Source organism: Sphingomonas arabinosi (assembly GCF_036663715.1).
GTDB lineage: Bacteria > Pseudomonadota > Alphaproteobacteria > Sphingomonadales > Sphingomonadaceae > Sphingomonas.
Genome location: NZ_JAXOJN010000007.1, coordinates 147670 through 167381 on the forward strand (window position 1 = coordinate 147670; position 19712 = coordinate 167381).

Below are 19712 nucleotides of genomic sequence, written 5' to 3' on the forward strand. Positions count from 1 at the left end.
ATATGGACCGCCGCACCGTCATGGCCGGCGGCGTCGCCGGGGGCCTAGCGCTCGTCGGCACGCCCGCCTTCGCCGCCCGCCCCTCACTCCCCAGCAAGCGCCCCGCGCTCGCCGACCGCAACTTCACCAGCCGCTCGGTCGAACGCGAGATCGCGCGCGTTTCCGCTCGTATCGGCGACCCGAAGCTCCGCTGGATGTTCGGCAACTGCTACCCGAACACGCTCGATACCACCGTCCGCATGTCGACGATCGGCGGCGCGCCCGATGCGTTCGTCATCACCGGTGACATCCCCTGCCTCTGGCTCCGCGACTCCTCCGCGCAAGTCCGCCCCTATTTGCATCTCGTCCGTGACGACCCCGCGCTGCGCACGCTGTTCCGCGGCCTGATCGCGCGCCAGTCGCGCTCGATCCTGATCGACCCCTACGCCAACGCGTTCATGGAAAGCCCGACGGCGAAGACCGATCTCAGCTGGGCCCTCAAGGACCAGACCGAGATGAAACCCGGCGTGGCAGAGCGCAAATGGGAGATCGACTCGCTCTGCTATCCGATGCGCCTCGCCTATGGCTATTGGCAGGCGACCCGCGATGCGACTCCGTTCGACGCCACCTGGGCCGAGGCGGCACGCGCGAGCATCCGCACCTACCGCGAGCAGCAGCGCAAGGACGATCGCGGCCCTTACAGCTTCCTCCGATGCTCGAATCGCAACACCGAGACGATGGCGCTCGAAGGCTGGGGCAATCCCGCCAAGCCCAACGGCCTGATCCAGTGCGGCTTCCGCCCCTCGGACGATTCCTGCGTCTACCCGTATCTGATCCCGTCCAACCTGTTCGCGGTCACCACCCTGCGCGAACTCGCGGTCGTCGCCAACGAAGCGCGCCACGACACAGCCCTCGCCGCAGACGCGACCGCGCTTGCGAACGAAGTCGAAGCGGCCTTAGTCGCACACGGCCGCATGCGCTTGCGTGACGGCAGCGAGGTCTGGGCGTACGAGGTCGACGGCTTCGGCAACGCGGTCTTCATGGACGATGCCAACGTGCCCTCGCTCTCCGCGCTCGCCTATATGGGCTGCGTCCCCGCCACCGATCCGCTTTGGCGCCGCACCGCGCAAGCCGCCTGGGGCGACGCGAACCCGTATTTCTTCAAGGGCGCCAAGGCCGAGGGGATCGGCGGACCGCATGTCGGGCTCGGCCAGATCTGGCCGATGTCGCTGATCGTCCGCGCGCTGGCGGGTGCCGACGACGCAACCGTCCGCGCGTGCCTGCGAATGCTGCGCGACACCGACGCCGACACCGGCTTCATCCACGAGGCGTTCGACAAGGACGATCCCGCCAAGTTCACGCGCTCCTGGTTCGCCTGGGCGAACGGGTTGTTCGGGGAACTGATCGTTCAACTTGCCAACACCCGCCCTGCACTACTGGCGAGCACTATATGAAGATCACGCGACGCGCCCTGCTCGGCTCCAGCGGTGCGCTGGCGATCGCCGGCGCGGTCCCTGCCGCCGCGCGTTCCGCAAAGGCCGAACCCAATCTGTGGATCGGCACCGGCGGCGACGGCCACACCTATCCCGGCGCGACGATGCCGTTCGGGATGGTCCAGGTCAGCCCCGATACCGATACCGAGAATTGGGCGAACTGCTCGGGCTATCATCACGGCGACCCGACCATGATGGGCTTCTCGCACACGCATCTGTCAGGCACCGGCATCGCCGACCTGATGGACGTGCTGGTCGTCCCCGGTCGCGGCGCGGTGAAGCTGTTGCCCGGCGCACCCGACAAGCCCGGCGAAGGCTATCGGCAAACCTACACGCAGGAAGTCACCGAGCCCGGCTATTACGCCGTCACGCTCGGCAACGGCGTCCGCTCCGAACTGACCGCGGAGACGCGCGTCGGCTGGCAGCGTCACCACTTCCCCGCCGGCCCCGGCCACCTCCTGGTCGATCTCGGCAACTACCGCGACAGCCGCCCGGGCGAAGGTCCGCTGATCGACGAGAGCCGGATCGAACTCGACACCGACGGCACGCTCACCGGCAGCCGCCGGACGTTCCGCTGGGCGAAGGGCCGCCGCATCCATTTCGCGATGCACGTGTCGCCCAAGCCCGACCGGATCACGCTCTACGCCGACACGCAAAGCGTCAACGGCGCGATCGTCACCGCCGACCGCGTCCGCGCGGTGCTGCATTACGACAATGCCGGCGCCGCGCCGATCGTCGTCCGCACCGCCGTCTCCGCGGTCGACATGGCCGGGGCGCGCACCAACCTCGCCGCGTCCTATTTCCGCGACTTCGACGTCTCGCGACGCCAGGCGATCCGCAACTGGGCCGACTCGCTAAAGGTCGTGAAGGTCGAGGGCGGCAGCGACGATGCCCGCGTCATCATGACCACCGCGCTCTATCACGCGATGATCGCGCCGACGCTCTTCTCCGACGTCGACGGCCGCTATATCGGGCTCGATCGCGAGGTCCACAGCGTCCCCGCCGGCGAACAGGCGTACAGCACCTATTCGACCTGGGACACGTATCGCACGCTCCACCCGCTGCTGACGCTGGTCGCGCCGGACCGCGCGAAGTCGCTGGTCCGCGACCTGATCCGCCAGACGCAGCAAAGCGCATACGGCCCGCCCTGCTGGCCGCTCCAGGGGGTTGAGACCGGCACGATGATCGGCTGGCACTCGGTCGCGATCATGGCAGATGCCGCCGCCAAAGGAATCGACGCGGACTATGCCGCGGCATGGCCCGCGATCCGAACCCGCGCATTCGATCCCGCCGCACCCGACCTCGTCAACAGCCGCGGGCGCGGCACGTATATCGAGCGCGGTTACCTCCCCGCGGACACGGTCGACGAGTCGGTCAGCCGAACCCAGGAATACGCCTATGACGATTGGGCGATGGCGACGCTCGCGCAGAAGGCGGGCGCGAAAGACGACGCCGACCGCCTGCGTCTCCGCAGCCGCAACTACCGCAACGTGCTCGATCCCACGATCGGCTTAGCGCGGCCCAAGCTCGCCGACGGCAGTTGGCTGACGCCCTACGACCCGATCCAGCTCAGCCACACCAAGCGCTACCGCGACTTCACCGAGGCGAATGGCTGGCAGACCACGTTCCTGAACCAGCACGACCTCTACGGCCAGATCGCGCATTTCGGCGGCGACGCGAAATTCGCTGCACGGCTCGACGCGCTGTTCGCCGCACCATCGACTCTGCCGAAGGACGCCCCGCCCGATATCTCCGGCCTACTCGGCCAGTACGCGCACGGCAACGAACCCGACCAGCACGTGCCGTATCTCTACGCCTATGTCGGCCAGCCGTGGAAGACGCAGGCGCTGGTCCGCAAGCTGCTCGACACGATGTACCGCAACGCGCCCGACGGAATCATCGGCAACGACGATTGCGGCCAGATGAGCGCGTGGTTCGTGATGTCGGCGCTCGGCTTCTACCCGGTCGATCCGGTCGCGGCGGTCTACGTGTTCGGCTCGCCGCTGTTCACCCGCGCCGAGGTCCGCGTCGGCAAGAGTCGCAAGCTGGTCGTCGAAGCACCCGGCAACCGCGCCGACACGCCCTATGTCGCGGCGGTCCAGTGGAACGGCAAGCCCTGGACGAAAAGCTGGATATCGCACGCCGATCTCGCAGCCGGCGGCACGCTGCGCTTCACGATGTCCGCCACGCCGAACCCAGCATTCGGCGCGAAGCTCGCCGACCGACCGCCCTCGTTCGGCCAGCCCGCTGCCTGATCCTCTCCCGGAGACGATGATGACCGAAGTTTCCCGCCGCCTGCTGCTCGCCTCGGGCCTTGCCGCCGCTGCCACGCCAGCGATCGGTGCCGGCCTCGAAACCGCGCCGAAGCCCTGGGGTGCGACACCCTCGAAACGCCAACTTGCCTGGCATGCGCGCGAGCAATACGCGTTCGTCCATTTCTCGATCAACACCTTCACCGATCGCGAATGGGGCTATGGCGACGAGGATCCGAAGCTCTTCGACCCCACCGACTTCTCGCCAGACCAGATCGTCGCCGCGGCAAAGGCGGGCGGCATGCGCGGCATCATCCTGACCGCCAAGCATCACGACGGCTTCTGCCTCTGGCCGACGATGCTGACCGAGCACTGCATCCGCAACAGCCCCTACAAGGACGGCAAGGGCGACGTCGTCGGCGAAATGGAACGCGCCGCCCGCCGCGCCGGCCTTGATTTCGGCCTGTATCTCTCGCCCTGGGATCGCAATCACGCCGACTATGGCCGCCCGGCCTATGTCGAGTATTTCCGCAAGCAGGTGGTCGAACTCTGCACCCGCTACGGCACGCTGTTCGAATTCTGGTTCGACGGCGCGAACGGCGGCGATGGCTATTACGGCGGCGCGCGCGACACGCGGAAGATCGACGCGCCGAAATATTACAACTGGCCGTCGATCGTCGCGCTGGTGCATCAGCATCAGCCGATGGCCTGCACCTTCGACCCGCTCGGCGCAGACCTGCGTTGGGTCGGCAACGAGGACGGCGTCGCCGGCGATCCGTGCTGGCCGACGATGCCGAACCACCCCTATGTCCAGTCCGAGGGCAATTCGGGCGTGCGCGGCGCGCCGCTCTGGTGGCCCGCGGAGACCGACGTCTCGATCCGGCCCGGTTGGTTCTATCACGCCGACGAGGATTCGAAGGTCAAGACGCCCGCGCGCCTCATCAAGCTCCACGACGAGTCGGTCGGTCGCGGCACCAACCTCAACCTCAACCTGCCGCCCGACCGTCGCGGTCGCCTCGCCGACATCGACGTCGAGACGCTGAAGTCGTTCGGCACCGCGCAGGCCGCGACCTTCGCCACCGATCTCGCAAAGGGTGCGGTCGCATCGGCAACTCACGTCCGCGGGAAGACCTATGCGGCGAGCACGGTACTAGACGGCAACCGTGAAACCTACTGGTCGACGCCCGACGCCGTCACCACGCCGACCCTGACCCTCGACCTCCCGCCGGGCCGATCGTTCGACCTTATCCGCCTCCGCGAGTATCTCCCGCTCGGCATCCGCGTCACCCGCTTCGCGATCGATGCGGAGATCAACGGGCGATGGGAAAAACTCGCCGAGCATTCAGGCATCGGCTCCCAGCGCATCGTCCGCCTGGACACGCCGATCGCCCCCCGCCGCCTCCGCCTCCGCATCCTCGAGGGCACAGCCTGCCCCGCGATCAGCGAAGTCGCGCTCTTCCGCCAGGTCGCACCCGCTCCCGTAGCGCCAGTCCGCAACACCGACACGACCACCGTCGTCACGAGTCGCTGGTCGATCGTCACCGCCACCGCACCGGGTGCCAAGGCGCTGCTCGACGACGACAGCGCGACGGCCTGGGCCATGCCCGCGCCTGCGCCCGGCACGCCCGCCGCGGTCACGATCGACCTCGGCGCCACCGAGACGCTCGCCGGGTTCGTCCTCATCCCGTCCCGCGCCGTGATGGCGAAGACCGCCCCGCCCAAGGGCTACCGGGTCGAGGCGAGCGCCGACGGCAAGACCTGGCAGGACATAGCCAAGGGCGAACTCCCCAACATCGCCTACGCGCTCGCGGCCCAGCGCATCGCCTTCCCCCGCCCCGCCGCCGCGCGTTTCCTGCGGTTCTCGTTCGCCGAGACCGCCATCCCCGCGCAACGCCTCGCGATCGCAGGCCTCGGCGCGTTCAGGCCGAAACCAGGCGCATTGTGACGGGCATAGGCTATATCCGCTGCCACCCTGCCGCCGCAGAAGGAGAATCCAGATGACCGCCTATGTCGTATTCGTGCGCAACGAGATCACCGATGCCGCCGAGATGAAGCAGTATCAGGCCAAGGCACCCCTGGCCCGCGAAGGCCGCACGCTGACCCCGCTGGCGTTCTACGGCGCGGTCGAAACGCTCGAAGGTTCGACCGTCGACGGCGCCGTGATCCTCGAATTCCCCGACGTGGCCGAGGCGCACGCCTGGTACGACAGCCCCGCCTATCAGGACGCATTGCAGCACCGTCTCAAGGGCGCCGATTACCGGGTGTTCGTGATCGAGGGCCTCCCCGGCTAATATAGGGCCAATCGATCCCCGGCTGGCGCACCCAACCTGTACGCCAGCCAACAACCCCGTTCAGGAACGATGTCTCTCGATAGCCGTACAACGGCGCATCCCGATCGTCGGGTTCGAGAGGACATCTCATGAAGTTTACACATCTCATCGCCGCCGGGTTGGCCTTCGCAACGCTCGGCCTCGGCGCCGCCGCTCCCGCAGAAGCGCAGCGCGGGTACAGCCAGCAATATCGCGACAACGACCACCGCGGCGATCATCGTGGCGACCGCCGCGACTATCGCCGGAGCGATCACCGCGGCGATCGCCACGACAACCGCCGCTATCGTGGCCGCGACAACGACCGTCGCAACTGGAACAACAACAATCGCCGCTGCCGCACCGAATGGCGCCACAACCGCCGCGTGCAGATCTGCCGCTGATAAGTCTTGAAATCGAGTGGGCGGTGGCGCGATGCTGCCGCCCACTCTCGTTGTGACTCCCCCAGAAGGATCCGGATCATGAAGCGTTTTCTCGGTACGGCCGCACTGATCGCCGCTACCTGCCTCTCCGCCGCCACTCCCGCGCTCGCCCAGTCGCAAGCCGACGACGCGCGTTTCGCCGCCGCCCAGTCGCGCCTCGACAGCGAATTGCAGATCTTCCGCCAGGAATTCGATCGCTACCAGTCGGTCCGCGGCAATCGCGGCGGCTATCCGCCACAGGGCGGCTACCGCACCGCGCCCGATCGCAGCGGCGGCTATCAAGAAGCCTATCCGGACGAGCGCGACGAAGGCAATTACGACCCCTCGCGTTATTACCGCGCAGGCCCGAACTACCAGGAACGCACGCTGGCAACCAACGACCGCGTCTACGCGGGCCAGGACGGCCAATATTACTGCAAGCGCAACGACGGCACGACCGGGCTGATCGTCGGTGCAGCGGGCGGCGGCATCCTCGGCAACGTCATCGACGGCGGCCGTTCGCGCATCGTCGGTTCGCTGCTCGGTGCAGCAGCGGGCGGCCTGGCGGGGCGGGCGGTGGAGCAGAGCAACAACCAGGTCCGCTGCCGCTGATGCGTACCCCGTCATCCTGACGAAAGTCAGGATCCAGAGCCAAAAAGCGTCACGCTTCGGGGCTCTGGATCCTGGATCGAGTCCAGGATGACGGGGTTATTCGGGCAGCCCCTACTTCGCCGGCCCGACCAGCTTCTGCGTAAAATACGTCATCTGCAAAGCCTGCAACCGAGCCCCCTGCTCGATATCCGCATCGCCCGAATGCCCGCCCGCCGTGTCCTCATAGTAAAGATACGGCAGCCCATATTCGTTCAACCGCGCCGCGAACTTCCGCGCATGCTGCGGCCCGACCCGGTCGTCCTTGGTCGTCGTCCAGATATACGGCTCCGGATACGCGACGCCCTTCTTGATGTTCTGATACGGCGAGATCCTTTCGAGGAACGCCTTCTCCTCCGGCACCGTCACCGAGCCATATTCGTCGACCCACGACGCGCCAGCCGCGATCCCCTCATACCGGATCATATCGAGCAACGGCACCTGGATCGTCACCGCCTTCCACAGGTCCGGATGCTGGTTGAACTCGACCCCCATCAACAGGCCGCCGTTCGACCCGCCATAAATGCCAAGCTTGGCCGGGCTCGTCAGCTTCCGCGCAAACAGGTCCTTCGCCACCGCGGCGAAGTCGTCATAGATCACCTGCCGCTTCGTCTTCCGCCCGGCATCATGCCACTTAGGCCCGAACTCGCCGCCGCCGCGGATGTTGGCGAGCACATAAGACCCGCCCCGCTCCAGCCACAGCTTGCCGGTGCTCCCCGAATAGCTCGGCGTCATCGACACCTGGAAGCCGCCATACGCCGTCATGATCGTCGGCGTGGTCCCGTCGAGCGTGATGCCCTTCTTGTGCACCACGAAATACGGCACCTTCGTCCCGTCGGTCGAGGTCGCCTCGAACTGCTCGACCACGTCGTTCGACGCATCGAATTTCGGCGGCAACGTCTTGATGGGCCTCGGCGCAGCACCCGTGGCCGCATCCAGCGAATAGAGCGACGTCGGCGTCAGGAACCCCGTCACCGTCAGATACGCATCGTCGCTTCGATCGGTCGTACTAGCGACATCGATCGAGGCATTGTCCGGCAACGCGATCGGCTTGGCAGTCCAGCCCCCTGCCCCATGCGTATAGACCGACGCACGACCGCGAACGTTGTCCGACACCACAAGCAACAGCTTCGATTTGGTCAACGCCATCCCGTCGACCGACTGGCGCGGCCCCGGCGCGAACACGATCGTCGGGTTGATCGTGCCCTTCTCCACCTCGGCGAGCGGCGCGGAGGCAACCGCCCCCTCGGGAATCTTGCCCCAGGGATCGCTGGTCGAGAAGATCACCTGCCCATCGATCATCCCGGCCGGAAACGTCCGATCCGGCAGCGCGAGTGGCCGCGTCCCCGCCGGCGTCCACACCAGCTTGTCCGCACCGAAGAACGTCTTCCGCCGCTGGATCACGACCAGCCGGTTGCCCTTCTCGTCGGTCAGCACGTCGGCGCCGGTCGGCCCCTGGTCGGTCGCCGCGCCGCGGTACACCTCGGTCGCGGCGGTCAGCGGCTGGCCGCGCTTCACCTGCTTCAGCACGAACGCATAGCCCGACTGCGTCGTCGTCCCCGCGCCCCAATCGCGCGCGACCAGCAGCGTGTCCTTGTCGACCCAGCTCGCATCCTGCTTCGACTTCGGCAGCATGAAGCCGTTGGCAACGAACGCGCCGGTCGACAGGTCGAACTCACGGTACGTCACCGCGTCCTCGCCACCCTCCGACAGCGCGACAAGGCACAGTCGCTCCTCGGGCTGGAGGCAGGTCGAGCCCTTCCAGACCCACTGCTTGCCCTCGGCCTTGCCCAGCGCATCGAGATCGAGCGCGGTCGTCCATTTCGGCGTCGCCGACGCGTAATCCGCTGCACTCGTCCAGCGCCAAAGCCCATGCGGATGCTCGGCATCGCGCCAGAAATTATAGATCCGTCCGAACATCTGGTTCGGCATCGGAATGCGATCCTTCGCCGACGCGATCGCCAGCGCCTCGGCATAGAAGGTCTTGTAGCGCGGATCGTTCTGCAGCCGCGGTAGAGTCTTCGCATTCTCCGCCTCGACCCAGGCGAGCGGCTTGGCGCCATCCTTGTCCTCGAGCCAGATATACGGGTCGGCGGCTGTATTGGTTTTGGTCATCGGCGCGACTTGGGCAAGCGCAGCGGCGCCTGCAAGGCCGGTCGTCCCGCTCAATATCGTCGCAGCAAGCATCGAAGCCAGAACCCGCATACCGTATCTCCCTGAATTGCTTGGCGAGCTTCATGCCGGGGTCTATCGCCGTCCGCAATGCAACCGGACCAGATATCGACGGCCGACGGCCTGCCCAAACCCCGCCGCTTCATCGCGATTGCCGCGATCTCGGCGGGTACCGCGCTCACCATAATCGACGGCGGCATCGCCACCGTCGCGCTGCCGACGATCGCGCGCGACCTCGACGTCGGCAGCAGCGCGGTGGTGACCGTCGTCACGGTCTACCAGCTGATCCTGGCGATGGCGCTGCTCCCGTTCTCCGGGCTCGGCGACCGCATCGGGCTGAAGCGGATGTACCAATACGGCCAGTTGCTGTTCACGGTCGCGACGTTGCTGTGCTTCTTCGCGAAGAGCCTCCCGTTCCTGCTGGTGGTGCGCGCCGCGCAGGCCTTGGGTGCCGCGGCCGCGCTCAGCGTCTCGTCGGCGCTGATCCGCTCGATCTACCCCGCCAAGCAGCTTGGCCGCGGGCTCGGCATCAACTCGGTGGTCGTGTCTAGCTCGGCGGCGCTGGCGCCGACAATCGGCGGACTGGTTCTCGCGATCGCCCCGTGGCCGTGGGTGTTCGCCAGCGCGGTGCCGTTCGCGATCGCCAGCCTCGTGCTCGGCCGCGCACTCCCCGAACCGCAACGCCGCGACGAGCCGTTCGACGTGCTCGGTGCGGTGATGTGCGCGGCGATGATCGGCCTCGTCATCGGCGGCGCCGAAAGCGCGGTGCACGGCGACAGCCCTATCGTCTCCGCCGCGATCGTGCTGACCGGCGCGGTGATCGGCTGGTTCTTCGTGAAGCGCGAACAGGGCGAGACCAAGCCGATCCTGCCGATCGACCTACTCGCCCGCCCCGTCCTCGCGCTGTCGGCGATCGGTGCCTACACCGCGTTCATCGCGCAGATGACGTTGCTGCTGTCGACGCCGTTCCGGCTGACGCATGCTTACGGGTTCAGCGCGGCGGAAGTCGGCGCGGCGATCGCACCATGGCCGCTGGCCAACATGTTCGTCGCGCCGCTCTCGGGCTGGTTATCGGATCGCTACCCAGCCGGGCTGCTCGGCGGCATCGGCATGGGCGTCTCGATCTGCGCGCTGCTGCTGATCGCGTACATGCCGGCGGACCCCAGCTATTTCGACATCGCGTGGCGAATGGCTATGTGCGGGTCGGGCTTCGGCATGTTCATGGCCCCGAACGCACGCCTCATCATCGGCAGCGCCCCCCGCGAACGCGCCGCGGCAGCGGGCGGCCTCGTCTCCACGGTCCGCCTGGTAGGCCAGACCACCGGCGCCACCTTGGTCGCCGCCCTGCTGGCCATGGGCGTAGGCGCCGGCATGACCCCGCCGCTGGTAGCCGCAGGCCTCGCCCTGGTAGCAGGCCTGTGCAGCCTAAGCCGCCTCAGCCCCTCGATCCGCAACCCGCCGACCGAGGAAACCCAAGACGTTCAACCCGCGCAACAAACGCGGTAACTCCTACTCCCTCTTCCCTCCGGGGAGAGGGTCGGGGAGAGGGGCAGCCCAGCAATGCTCCCCCCGGAACAACACCTCACCCCAGCCCTCTCCTCAAAGGGGAGAGGGAGCCGAAAGAAGAATGTTCACCCGCGAAGGCGGGTGCCCAGCCTGGGTCCCCGCCTTCGCGGGGACACAGCTTCTGGGGAAGCGCAACGACCACCCGAAAAGCACCACCACCCCGGCGAAGACCGGGGCCCAATTGGGGGACGGTAGTAACGAAGGGCAGCGCGTCGTCATTGCCACCTTTCCAATTGGGCCCCGGCCTTCGCCGGGGTGGTATAGGAGACGGGATGGTATTGAGGCTCGTAGTCGTGCCGGAGGGAACGCCGCCCCCTCCCCTCAAAACGCCGCGCTAGCCTCAACCTCCCCCATCATAGCCTTCCGCACCAACGGAATCGGCGGCCCCCCATAGCTCAGGAACTGGTCATGGAACGCCTTCCAAGCCTTCCGCCCACCCCGCGTCGCAGTCCAATCCGCCCGCAGTTTCCGGATCATCAGCTTGCCCATCGTATAGTTCAGATACGCCGGATCATACGTCCCCCGCGCCGCCTGCTGCTTCGCATTCCCCTCGTCTTGGTAACACTCGTCGACAAACATCCGGAAAGACTGCTCCTGCGTCATCCCCTTGGCGTGCATCCGGATCGCCGAAAGATACCGGCAATCCCGTAGCAGAGCGTTCGAGATCTGCCCGACATGCGTCTCGGGATCACCGCCGTTAAGCCCCGCCTCGAACATCATCTCCTCGGCATAATGCGCCCAGCCCTCGGCAAACGCATATCCCACGAACAGCCGCCCGAAGAGCGACGGCGAGCGGTTCGCATGCAGGAACTGGACGAAATGCCCCGGCATCACCTCGTGCACCGACGTGAACAGCAGGTCGTTCTTGCCCGGCACGAACGCGTCCTGCACCGCCTTGGTCCAGCTCGGGTCGGGCGGCGAGATGTAATAGACCGACGGCACGCCCTTCTCGAACGGTCCCGGCGGATCGATATATGCCGAGTTCTGCCGGTTGTACGGCGGCGATTCCTCGACCAGCGCCTGCTCGGTACCCGGGATCGTCAGCAGGTCGTGATCCACGACGAACTTCCGTAACGTCGGGATCTGCCGCCGAGCCTCCGCGACCGGTCCGCCAACCGGCTTGTTCGCATTCATCTTGTCCATGCAGGCCGTGATCGATAGCCCCTTGGCGAACACCCCGCACGCCTGCGCCAGCGCCGCCTGGTTGCGTTTCAGATCGGCGACACCCGCCGCCTCAAGCTGATCGAGCGGCGTATTGACGCCCTCGGTCATCGCCACCATCCGCGCGAACTTGTCCGCCCCCAGCGCGAAATCCTGCGTCGCGGTCGCCCGCTGGCCCTCGGTCCACGTTCCCAGATCGCGCATCGCCGCCGCCGCCGCCGTCGCCGCATCGGTCAGCTGCTTCTGCGCCGCCGCGTCCTTTACGCCCGCAAACGCCTTCACCGCATCGCCGCTGTAATAATCCGCAAAGCCGTTGAACGCCGCCGCCCCGAAATTGACGTAGCTCAGCGGCATCGGCGCCTTGAGGTTCGCCTTGATATTGCCCGCCGCCGCCGGGATCTTCTGGAAGAACGCGGTCAGCGCCTTCATCCGCGTCGGCGCATCGGCATAGTTGCGCGCGATATAGACGTTCGGATCGAGCCCCGCACCGACATACCAGGACGGGTTGTGATGCGGCTGGTCGGCGTCCTCCAGCCAGAACAGCTTCCCCTTGGCGACCTGCACCAGATAGTCTCGCTCGAACGCCTCGGCCGGCTCGAGGTCCTTGAACGCCCCCGCCTTGTCGATCGCGCCGTGGAGGAAGTCCGCCTGCCGCTTCAGCCCCGCAGCGCTCCAGTCGCCTAAGCCGCCATCATACTCGTGCTTGCCCTGATACACCGCGTTCGCCGGATCGATCTTGAACCACCCGTCGATGAAGCCATCTCGAAACCCCGCCCAGTCGCTCGTCGCGGCGGTCGTAGGCGCAGCGGGTGCCTGCGTATTGGAAGGCGCCTGCGCGGGGCCGCACGCGCTCAAGGCGAGGACCGCGCCTAGCGCCGTCGTCAAAAGTCCGATCCGCATCCTGTCTCCGATTCCGATTCGTCTGGTGCCATGCTGCCAGTCGAAGCCTCGGTACGCCAGCGTGCGGAACGGCGCGTACGATGAGCCGTTGAACCGTCACCTCCCTCGAGAGACTGGATAGCTTCATGCCCTACGTAAAAACCCGCGACGGTACAGACATTTACGTCAAGGAGTGGGGCACGGGTCGCCCGGTGATCCTGACGCACGGCTGGCCGCTCAACGCCGACAGCTGGGACGCGCAGGCGATGGCGCTCGCGAATGCGGGCTTCCGTGCGATCGCCTACGACCGCCGCGGGTTCGGCCGCTCGGGCCAGCCCTGGACCGGCTATAACTACGATACGCTGACCGACGATCTGGCCGACGTGATGGAAGCCACCGGCGCGCAGAACGACGCGACGATCGTCGGCTTCTCGATGGGCGGCGGCGAGATCGCACGCTACATGAGCCGCTACGACGGCAAGGGCGTAGTCGCCGCCGGACTGATCTCGTCGGTGGTACCGTACATGCTCAAGACCGACGACAACCCCGATGGCGTCGACGAGGAGACGCTCGCCAGCATCGGCGCGGGTATCGAGGAAGACCGCCCGGCGTTCTTCAAGAGGTTCCTCCAGCAGTTCTTCGGGGTCGGGTTCATCACCTCGCCGGTCAGCGACGAAGTCGTCGACTGGGCCTGGAGCCTTGCGATGCAAGCCGGCCTGCACCCGACTCTGGAATGCGCCAAGGCATTCGGCCACACCGATTTCCGCGCCGACCTAGCCGCCTTCCGCGTACCGACGTTGGTCGTCCACGGGACGAGCGACAAGACGGTCCCGATCGACGCCACCGGCCGCGCCGCCGCAAAGGGTATCGCTGGCTCGCAACTGGTAGAATATGACGGCGCCCCGCACGGCCTGACGATCACGGAGAGCGATCGCTTCACCAACGACCTGCTGACCTTCCTGGGTCGGTAAACACTTGATCGGAAGCCGACCACACTTCTTGCCCCTCCCTGGAAGGGAGGGGTCGGGGGTGGGTCGGCTTCCGCATATTCCAACGGTCGTGGCCAAAGCCGGCCAACCCACCCCCAACCCCTCCCTTTCAGGGCGGGGAGCAAAAGATCCCCTCAGTTGAAAAGGGGGTGCAGAAGCTCAATTCCCCAGCGGAACGATCACCTCGTCCGGGTGCGCCACGTTAAGCTCCCGCCGGACCATCTCGTCGACCATGTCCGGGTTCGCATGATCCGGGTTCAGCAACGCCACCCGGTTCTTCAACACCTCGCGCTTGCGATCGAGCACGGCATAGTCCCGCTCCCGCTTCGCAAGCTGGCGTTTGTAATCGCCATAGGCGAACATCCCGTTCGGCCCGAGCACGGCATACGCGCCGAAGAACGCCATCAGCGTCAGCCCCAGCGCCGGCCACGCGGCCTTGCGCATCGTCTTCCGCAATTTGCTGGTCTTCGTCGTCACGCGTGCCATGTCGTCCTCCGGTACCTCGGTCGCAATCCGTTCGTCATCACCGACTGATTAGGCGCTTATACCCGGCAAACACCCACCCGTCATTCCCGCGCCGGCAGGAACCCATACTGGCTGGCCTTGCAGCAGGAACACTGCCGTTCAAGACTATGGGTCCCCGCCTCCGCGGGGATGACGAGAGGGACTTACCGAAGCGGCTGGACCTAATCAGCCGCCGATCAGGATGTCGCGACCCGCGTACCGCGCCGCATCGCCCAGCTCTTCCTCGATCCGGATCAGCTGGTTGTACTTCGCCAACCGGTCCGACCGCGCGAGGCTGCCCGTTTTGATCTGACCGCAGTTGGTCGCGACCGCCAGATCGGCGATCGTCGAATCCTCGGTCTCGCCCGAGCGATGCGACATCACGGCCGTATACTTCGCGCGCTGCGCCATCGAAACGGCTTCGAGCGTCTCGGTCAGCGTGCCGATCTGGTTGACCTTCACCAGCAGCGAATTCGCATAGCCGCCGTCGATCCCGCGCTTCAGGCGCTTCGGGTTGGTCACGAACAGATCGTCGCCGACCAGCTGGACCTTGTCGCCGATCAGGTCGGTGAGCGTCTTCCAGCCCTCCCAATCGTCCTCGCCCATGCCGTCCTCGATCGAGAAGATCGGGTAGCGGCGCGTCAGGTCTGCCAGATACTCCGCCATCTCGCCGCTATCGAGGATCTTGCCCTCGCCCGAGATGTCGTACTTGCCGTTCTTGTAGAACTCGGTCGCCGCGCAATCGAGCGCGAGCATCACGTCCTCGCCGGGCTTGTACCCAGCCTTCTCGATGCTCGACATGATGAAGTCCAAGGCCTCGGTCGTGCTGCCGATGTTCGGTGCGAAACCGCCCTCGTCGCCGACGCTGGTTGACAGGCCCTTCTCGCTCAGGCCCTTTTTCAGCGTGTGGAAGATCTCCGAACCGCAACGCACGGCTTCGAGGATGTTCGACGCGCCGACCGGCACGATCATGAATTCCTGGAAATCGATCGGGTTGTCGGCATGCTCGCCGCCGTTGATGATGTTCATCATCGGCACCGGCAGCAGATGCGCCTGCACGCCGCCGATATAGCGATACAGCGGCAACCCACGCGCTTCGGCCGCAGCCTTGGCGACAGCGAGGCTGACGCCCAGGATCGCGTTCGCGCCCAGCCGGCCCTTGTTCTCGGTGCCATCGAGTTCGATCATCGCGCGATCGAGGTCCGACTGGTCCTCCGCGTCCATGCCCAGCACGGTGTCGGTGATCTCGTCGTTGACCGCGTCGATCGCGCCATCGACGCCCTTGCCGCCCCAGCGAGCCTTGTCGCCGTCGCGCTTCTCGACCGCCTCGTGCGCGCCGGTCGACGCGCCCGACGGGACTGCGGCACGGCCGAAGCTGCCGTCTTCGAGCAGCACGTCGACCTCGACGGTCGGATTGCCGCGGCTGTCGAGGATCTGACGTGCATGAAGGTCAATGATTGCGGTCACGTAACGATGCTCCTACCATTTCCGGGTACCGTTCCGGGGACTGGGCCTCGGAACGTTCGCGATGCCTCTATCGTCTCGCGTCATAACGGGCAATCGCACCAGTTATCGGGAACCGCGCTTCGGCGGCGGTGTTGAGAGCGTAACAATTTCGAAAGGGATGGCCATGGCCGACACGAACGCAACACCGATGAGCGATGCAGATGTTTCGAACGCTGCCGATCTGAACCCGTCGGAACCCCTGAAGGGCGCGACCATCGGCGGCACGACCGACACTGTCGGTGAGAAGGCCACGGACGCCAAGCAGTTGATCAAGGACAATGCCGGCAAATACACCGCGCAGGCAACCGACAAGGTCCGCACCTTCGCCGAAGACGGCAAGGCACGCGCAAGCGGTGCCCTGGAGCAGGTAGCCCAGTTGCTGACCGACGCTGCCGGCCAGGTCGATGAAAAGCTCGGCTCGCAATATGGCGGCTATGCCCGCAGCGCCGCCGACACCGTCTCGGGTTTCGCCGACCAGGTAAAGGCCAAGGACATCGACGAGCTGTTCGACGACGCGCGCGAACTCGTCCGCAAGTCGCCGGCTATTGCCGTCGGTGCCGCTGCCGCGGTCGGCTTCGTCGTTGCACGACTGGTTCAGTCGGGCGTTGACGCCAACTCGAAGGGCTGACGCGTTGTCCGAGCCACTGACGTTCGCGGCCGCGGACGATGAGAGCCTCGTCTCGATCGTCGGTCGTTTGGCGACCGAGACGAAGAGCCTCGCGACGGCGGAAGTCGCTGTCTACAAGGCGAAGTTCGGCGAGACGGCGACGGCGTACAAGTCGGCCGCGATGTTCTTCGCGGTCGCCGGCGTACTGGCTCTCGCCGCGCTGATCGCACTGCTGGTCGGTGCGATCTTGACGGTGGCGACGCTGGTGGGGCCAGGATGGGCGACCGCCATCGTCGTGGTGGCCGTCCTCGCAGTGGCGGCAATCCTGGCGATGATCGGCAAGTCGAAGCTTCAGACGAAGAGCGAGCCCGTATCATGACATCCGCCAAAGTCGCCGCCGCCGAGATCGAATCGGCCCTCGCTCGCCAGCGCGTCATGATGACGCTCGGGCAATTGCAAGACCGGCTCAACCCGCGGAAGCTCGCGCTGAACGCAAGCCGCGACGTCGCCGATGTCGGCACCGCCGCACTCAATGCCAGCGTAGAGACGGTGAAGCGCAATCCGGGGCCAACCGCAGGGTTTGCCGCGGTCGCCGGATTGTTTCTCGCGCGGCACCGGATCGTCGGACTGTTTCGCCGCGGCCGCTAATCCTTGAAACCTTGAAGTCCCGGCTCGCGTTGAACGACGAGCAGCTTGCCATCAGAAGGACCGTTCCATGACCGACGCAAAGACCACCGCAAACGAAACCGCGCACGAGACCGAGAGCCGTCTGCGCGAGGGCCTCGACACCGTCCGCGAGACCGCATCGAAGGTCTATCACGACGCCGGCGACAAGGCTTCCGAGGTTCTCGAAGTCTCGCGCGAGAAGACCAAGCGCGTCGTGAACAACCTCGAGTCCAACCCGCTCGGCATCCTCGTCGGCGGCCTCGCCGTCGGTGCGCTCGCCGGTGCGCTGATCCCGCGCTCGGCCCGCGAGAAGGAATTGCTGGCCCCCGTCGGCAAGCGTCTCAGCGAGACGCTCGTTGCAGCCACCGCAGCGGCTAAGGACGCAGGCCGCTCGGAACTGGGCGAACTGGGCCTGACCAAGGACAATGCGCGCGATCAGGCCAAGGGCTTGCTTGAGGGCATCGTCAAGGCCGCCACGACGGCTGGTACCGCAGGTGCGAAGGCCGCTTCGCAAAAGCCTGTAGTTTGAGAAGATAGGGCGTCTAAGGGTTCAAACCGCGGGTCGAACACGCTAGGGAGGCGGCAACCCCCTCCCTAGGAAAGCAAGCGCATGAGCAAGCTCCACCTCGTATTCGGCGGCCGCGTCAGCGACCCGCGCACCCTGGATTTCAACGATCTGAGCAAGATCGAATTCGTCGGCGTGTTCCCCGACTATGCCAGCGCCGAGAAGGCTTGGCGTGCTGCCGCGCAGCGCACGGTTGACGATGCCGAGATGAAGTTCGTCGTGGTGCACCTGCACCGCATGCTCGAGCCGAACCTGACGGGTTCGCCGGCTGCCTGACCCGACCACCACTAACGCCGTCATTCCCGCGGAGGCGGGAACCCATACAGGCTACCGTCGCGGTCTAATCGCAGCGACATAGACTATGGATCCCCGCCTTCACGGGGATGACGGTTTTGAGCGACAGCACATCTGCCTTCGTCGACATGAGCTTGTGCTCAAGAACGAGCCAAACCGGCATAGCGCAAACAACTTGCCCTCACCCTTCCCACGGCAAAGCAGCCACAGGCCCCTTCCCTCTCCCGTCGGGAGAGGGAGAGACGCCAAAGGCGGCGATGGGTGAGGGCACGCCAAGCAGTGCTGCGGTACCCACCGCGCCGGCTCGATGAATTGCCCACTGTAGCGCCCGACTTTTCCCCACCCGTTCGTGCTGAGTAGAGACCGAATAGGCTCGAAGAGCCGTGTCGAGGGCTCGTATCGAAGCACAGATCCCAAGCGCCAACCCATCCTTCGATACGCAGCTTCGACAAGCTCAGCAGCTACTCAGGATGAACGGTGTAGATATGGGTGTGGAGTAGCGTGGGACGGAACGAGCAAACCAGAAGATCAAGCCGCCCGGTAATGCCAAAGCAACAGTGGCCGAGCCAAAACCAACCCCGCCAAAAACCCGCCGATATGTGCACCAATAGCGATCGGCCCACTAGCCCCAACCGAAGCCCCGAACCCGGCCAGCCCCATCAGCAACTGGATCCCGATCCAAGCCGCCGCCAGCCAGACCACGTGGACGACCCCAGCCGGCACCGGCCCGATCGCCTGCGCCCGTCGCTCGCCATACAACAGCGCATAGGCCCCAACGACCGCCGAAATCGCACCCGAGGCGCCAATCATCGGCGCGGTGGAGTCAGGCCCGAACACCCAATGCCCCGCCGCCGCCGCATATGCGCCCAGCACGTACAGAACGACCAGCCCGACCGTCCCCAGCGCCTTCTCGACGAACTGCCCGCAATACACCAGCATCACGAGGTTCAGCGCGATATGCGCCCAGCCGCCGTGGATCAGAGTCGCGGTCAGCGGAGTCGCCCAGGACGGCACGACGAACATATGGTCGCTGGGAATACCGAGATCGGTCATCCGCAACGGAATGAACCCGGCGTTCACCGCCCAGTACCCGAGCGACCCGCTCAGCACCAGAAATCCCGAGACGATGACCGTCACGATCGTGATGATCGCCGTCGCCCGCGTCTCGAAAAACTTCATGGGATCAAATGAACTCGATCTTGGAAACGACGTAATACCGCTCGCCCGCCGGCACCGTGACCTCGACCTCTTCGTCGAGCTTGCGCCCGATCAGCCCGCGGCCCAGCGGCGAATTATACGAAATCCGCCCCGTCTTCGCGTTAGCCTCGGTCTGGCCGACGATCTGATACTTCACCGGCTTGTCGTTCTCGTCCAGCAACGTCACCGTCGCGCCGAACACGACCTTGTCGCCCGACAAATCCTTCGGGTCGATGATCTGCGCGCGCGACAGCTTGTCCTCGATGTCGGAGATCGATGCCTCAACCTGGCCCTGGCGCTCCTTCGCGGCATGATATTCCGCGTTCTCGCTCAGGTCGCCATGCGCGCGTGCTTCCTCGATCGCGTCGACGATCGTCGGACGTTCGGCCTTCAGGCGCTTGAGATCCGCGCTAAGCGTCTCATAGCCTTCCTGCAGCATCGGCATCTTTTCGACGGTCGCCATCATCTCGTCCCCAAATTCATTTCCCCGCGCGGGGCGCCATAAC

Annotated in this window: 19 protein-coding genes; 13 read left to right on the forward strand and 6 right to left on the reverse strand. The window is 65.8% G+C overall.

What is annotated here, in order from left to right; genetic code table 11:
• Nucleotides 1-2: 2 nt before the first annotated feature.
• From U1708_RS13275 to U1708_RS13300, 6 genes are all read left to right on the forward strand, one after another.
• Nucleotides 3-1433, forward strand: a complete 1431-nt coding sequence (locus U1708_RS13275) for a glycoside hydrolase family 125 protein (protein ID WP_332746420.1) — start codon at nt 3-5, stop codon at nt 1431-1433.
• Complete coding sequence (locus U1708_RS13280) at nt 1430-3727, forward strand: GH92 family glycosyl hydrolase (protein WP_332746327.1); 2298 nt, start codon at nt 1430-1432, stop codon at nt 3725-3727. The genes U1708_RS13275 and U1708_RS13280 overlap by 4 nt, the downstream gene beginning before the upstream one ends.
• 19 nt (nt 3728-3746) lie before the next feature.
• Nucleotides 3747-5669 (forward strand): alpha-L-fucosidase, encoded by a 1923-nt coding sequence (locus tag U1708_RS13285; protein WP_332746328.1) that lies wholly within the window; start codon nt 3747-3749, stop codon nt 5667-5669.
• Nucleotides 5670-5721: 52 nt separating this feature from the next.
• The gene (locus U1708_RS13290) at nt 5722-6015 is read left to right on the forward strand and encodes a DUF1330 domain-containing protein (RefSeq protein WP_332746329.1); all 294 of its coding nucleotides are present in this window, start codon (nt 5722-5724) and stop codon (nt 6013-6015) included.
• A 128-nt stretch (nt 6016-6143) separates the two neighbouring features.
• Nucleotides 6144-6434, forward strand: a complete 291-nt coding sequence (locus tag U1708_RS13295) for a hypothetical protein (RefSeq protein WP_332746330.1) — start codon at nt 6144-6146, stop codon at nt 6432-6434.
• Between the two features lie 78 nt (nt 6435-6512).
• The gene (locus U1708_RS13300) at nt 6513-7064 is read left to right on the forward strand and encodes a glycine zipper 2TM domain-containing protein (protein ID WP_332746331.1); all 552 of its coding nucleotides are present in this window, start codon (nt 6513-6515) and stop codon (nt 7062-7064) included.
• A 111-nt stretch (nt 7065-7175) separates the two neighbouring features.
• On the opposite strand, the gene U1708_RS13305 is transcribed toward U1708_RS13300, so the two are convergent.
• On the reverse strand, nt 7176-9305 hold the full coding sequence (locus U1708_RS13305; RefSeq protein WP_332746332.1) for a prolyl oligopeptidase family serine peptidase: 2130 nt from the start codon (nt 9303-9305) through the stop codon (nt 7176-7178).
• A gap of 57 nt (nt 9306-9362) precedes the next feature.
• On the opposite strand from U1708_RS13305, the gene U1708_RS13310 reads away from it, so the two are divergent.
• Entirely contained in the window at nt 9363-10778 is a 1416-nt protein-coding gene (locus tag U1708_RS13310; protein WP_332746333.1) for an MFS transporter, read from the forward strand.
• A gap of 381 nt (nt 10779-11159) precedes the next feature.
• Here U1708_RS13310 and U1708_RS13315 read toward each other — a convergent pair whose 3' ends face one another.
• A complete protein-coding gene (locus U1708_RS13315; protein ID WP_332746334.1) occupies nt 11160-12899 on the reverse strand; it encodes a DUF885 domain-containing protein in 1740 nt (579 codons plus the stop codon).
• Between the two features lie 125 nt (nt 12900-13024).
• Between U1708_RS13315 and U1708_RS13320 the strand changes: the two genes are divergently transcribed.
• Nucleotides 13025-13849, forward strand: coding sequence for an alpha/beta fold hydrolase (locus U1708_RS13320; RefSeq protein WP_332746335.1), 825 nt, complete (start codon nt 13025-13027; stop codon nt 13847-13849).
• Nucleotides 13850-14026: 177 nt separating this feature from the next.
• Here the strand turns inward: U1708_RS13320 and U1708_RS13325 are convergent, their stop codons facing one another.
• Together U1708_RS13325 and eno are read right to left on the reverse strand one after the other, a co-directional pair.
• Nucleotides 14027-14311 (reverse strand): FtsB family cell division protein, encoded by a 285-nt coding sequence (locus U1708_RS13325; RefSeq protein ID WP_332746421.1) that lies wholly within the window; start codon nt 14309-14311, stop codon nt 14027-14029.
• 246 nt (nt 14312-14557) lie between these two features.
• Nucleotides 14558-15838 carry a phosphopyruvate hydratase gene (gene eno / locus U1708_RS13330; protein ID WP_332746336.1) on the reverse strand — a complete coding sequence of 427 codons (1281 nt, stop codon included), beginning with the start codon at nt 15836-15838 and terminating at the stop codon, nt 14558-14560.
• A 187-nt stretch (nt 15839-16025) separates the two neighbouring features.
• On the opposite strand from eno, the gene U1708_RS13335 reads away from it, so the two are divergent.
• The 5 genes from U1708_RS13335 (at nt 16026) to U1708_RS13355 (ending at nt 17991) form a co-directional block, all read left to right on the forward strand.
• The gene (locus U1708_RS13335; protein ID WP_332746337.1) at nt 16026-16505 is read left to right on the forward strand and encodes a hypothetical protein; all 480 of its coding nucleotides are present in this window, start codon (nt 16026-16028) and stop codon (nt 16503-16505) included.
• A 4-nt stretch (nt 16506-16509) separates the two neighbouring features.
• Nucleotides 16510-16863 (forward strand): phage holin family protein, encoded by a 354-nt coding sequence (locus tag U1708_RS13340; RefSeq protein WP_332746338.1) that lies wholly within the window; start codon nt 16510-16512, stop codon nt 16861-16863.
• Nucleotides 16860-17132 carry a phosphatase gene (locus U1708_RS13345; RefSeq protein ID WP_332746339.1) on the forward strand — a complete coding sequence of 91 codons (273 nt, stop codon included), beginning with the start codon at nt 16860-16862 and terminating at the stop codon, nt 17130-17132. The genes U1708_RS13340 and U1708_RS13345 overlap by 4 nt, the downstream gene beginning before the upstream one ends.
• Before the next feature lie 67 nt (nt 17133-17199).
• Nucleotides 17200-17679 carry a hypothetical protein gene (locus U1708_RS13350; protein WP_332746340.1) on the forward strand — a complete coding sequence of 160 codons (480 nt, stop codon included), beginning with the start codon at nt 17200-17202 and terminating at the stop codon, nt 17677-17679.
• A gap of 81 nt (nt 17680-17760) precedes the next feature.
• The gene (locus U1708_RS13355) at nt 17761-17991 is read left to right on the forward strand and encodes a DUF4170 domain-containing protein (RefSeq protein ID WP_332746341.1); all 231 of its coding nucleotides are present in this window, start codon (nt 17761-17763) and stop codon (nt 17989-17991) included.
• A gap of 546 nt (nt 17992-18537) precedes the next feature.
• Here U1708_RS13355 and U1708_RS13360 read toward each other — a convergent pair.
• Together U1708_RS13360 and greA are read right to left on the reverse strand one after the other, a co-directional pair.
• Nucleotides 18538-19188, reverse strand: a complete 651-nt coding sequence (locus U1708_RS13360; protein WP_332746342.1) for a rhomboid family intramembrane serine protease — start codon at nt 19186-19188, stop codon at nt 18538-18540.
• Between the two features lie 4 nt (nt 19189-19192).
• Nucleotides 19193-19669: a transcription elongation factor GreA gene (gene greA / locus U1708_RS13365; RefSeq protein ID WP_056052861.1), complete on the reverse strand. Its 477-nt coding sequence runs from the start codon at nt 19667-19669 to the stop codon at nt 19193-19195.
• Nucleotides 19670-19712: the final 43 nt, after the last annotated feature.